2 protein-coding genes and 1 pseudogene are annotated in these 1,852 nt (G+C 41.6%); all 3 read right to left on the minus strand.

Annotated features, from left to right (window positions below):
• A partial coding sequence (locus ACFIK7_RS00015) for a DUF3987 domain-containing protein (protein WP_375662701.1) occupies window positions 1-571 on the minus strand: 571 nt, incomplete at its 3' end.
• Window positions 568-1,546, minus strand: a pseudogene (locus ACFIK7_RS00020) (toprim domain-containing protein). The gene ACFIK7_RS00015 and the pseudogene ACFIK7_RS00020, both read right to left, overlap by 4 nt.
• A 92-nt stretch (window positions 1,547-1,638) precedes the next feature.
• Entirely contained in the window at window positions 1,639-1,839 is a 201-nt protein-coding gene (locus ACFIK7_RS00025) for an AlpA family transcriptional regulator (RefSeq protein WP_011180791.1), read from the minus strand.
• Between the last annotated feature and the right edge of the window lie 13 nt (window positions 1,840-1,852).

Below are 1,852 nucleotides of genomic sequence, written 5' to 3' on the forward strand. Positions count from 1 at the left end.
TTTCAAGATCTCCTTTTTTGATCGCTTTATGGGCTTGTTTTTCCTTTTCTCGTTTGTCTAAAGTTTCAAATCTCTCTTCAATTTCTTGTTTTTCTTTCTGTTTTAACCACTCTTTATACCATTGCTTTTGAAGGCAAGTAATGGGCGCTAAAGCGGCTTTCATGGCTGGTGTTTTATATGTTGATGATTGACCAATAAGAGCGCCCCAGAGATTAGGGACAATCGTCCAATCATCATATTGTTTTGGAGCAACCCGCACGCCATTACCAATGACAGCCGCCAAGGCACAGAGAGCAGCGACAGCAATAAAATCCATAGGGGCTTGTTGACGTTCTGAAACGTCATAAACATAATCCATGAATGGCATGGGGAGCTGTAATGGATTAAAAGGCTTGACGGGTAAGAGAGCCGCCGTGATAGGCTTTAATTCCCCCCAACCATTTTGTTGCAAGGCAACTTCATAAGAAATAGCTTCTAAACAAGTCTTATCATTTAAAGAAACATTATCGTTATCATTGAATGAAACATTTTGATTGTTGTTCTCTACAATATTGTTTTTATTCTCTCTCATTTATTTATACCTTTCAGTATCAAAACATCATTGAAATCTAGACCGTATGGGGCTTGCATGATAAAGACCTCAAAGCCTTGTCTATAGGCACGCGCAGCGAGGGTAAAACCTGCTTTACGACCCGCATCATCGCCATCCATTGCAATGGTGAGACGGGCTTTTGTAGGAGGTAAATTCACATGCCTCATGCCACTGGTTGAAAGAGACGCCCATAAATTCACGGGCTCTGATAACAACCCAGACAGCAGAGACAGCCCCGTTTCAATGCTCTCACAAATAACCAGATGTTTTGGATTGGCTTGACTTAAATGCACAGCACCGCCCATTACAGATCCCAACATGGCTTTTGCTGGTTTCTGATCTGTTTTGCAGCCATTGGCTTGTAAAAAGGTTCTATGAATAGCAAAGGAGCCAGCACCCTTAACAAAAGCAACCAACGCGGGCAGTGTAATCCCTAATGGGTGCGGACAGTTGTCGTGAAAGCGTAAATCAGCAGGCAAATCACATGTAATACCCCGCATACGTAAATAGGTTTCTGCTAAAGTATTTTTGATTGGTTGGCATTGTTGCCAAATTGCTTTTGCTCTCTCTGCTTTCTGTTTTGCTCGTTTGAGATCAGCAGAAATCTGTTTTGATAAAGAAAGCGTCTGATTAAAGGCTTGTTTTCCAAGCAAGCCAATTCTGNTGTTTTGCTCGTTTGAGATCAGCAGAAATCTGTTTTGATAAAGAAAGCGTCTGATTAAAGGCTTGTTTTCCAAGCAAGCCAATTCTGATGAGCGCTTGTATGATCTCTCTAAAAGAGCAGCCAGCATAACAAGTGAGTAAAAGGCGCCCATCATGTACATTGGTAAGGGATAAGCTAGGCAGCCTATCATCATGAGCAGGACAACGGGCTATCCCATAATATCCATGCCAAACCCCATGCAAGGCATTTGTGATGCCCCGAGCATTTATATTAAGAAAACATGTTTTTATCCTATGAATATTGCACCATAGGACGGATTATGCTAACTCTAGGGTAATGAGTTTGAGAAAGCCTTGTCCGTCCTTACGTGACAAGGTTTTTTTTATGCCGCGTCACTTTGACGTTGCTGTTTTGCTTGTTCGATGACATTGATAAGATCCGATTGTAACCAACGCGATAAAAAACCAAATTTTAGGGGTTTGGGGAGAGAGCCATTGGTCACATGACGGCGGAAAGTTGAGACACTCATATGAAGCAATTTTGCACTTTCACGGTCTGTCAAAAGAATATCATTTTCTGTCATACTAAAATCCTTT

Origin of the sequence: Bartonella sp. CL266QHHD (assembly GCF_042195355.1) — a bacterium.
Lineage (GTDB): Bacteria > Pseudomonadota > Alphaproteobacteria > Rhizobiales > Rhizobiaceae > Bartonella.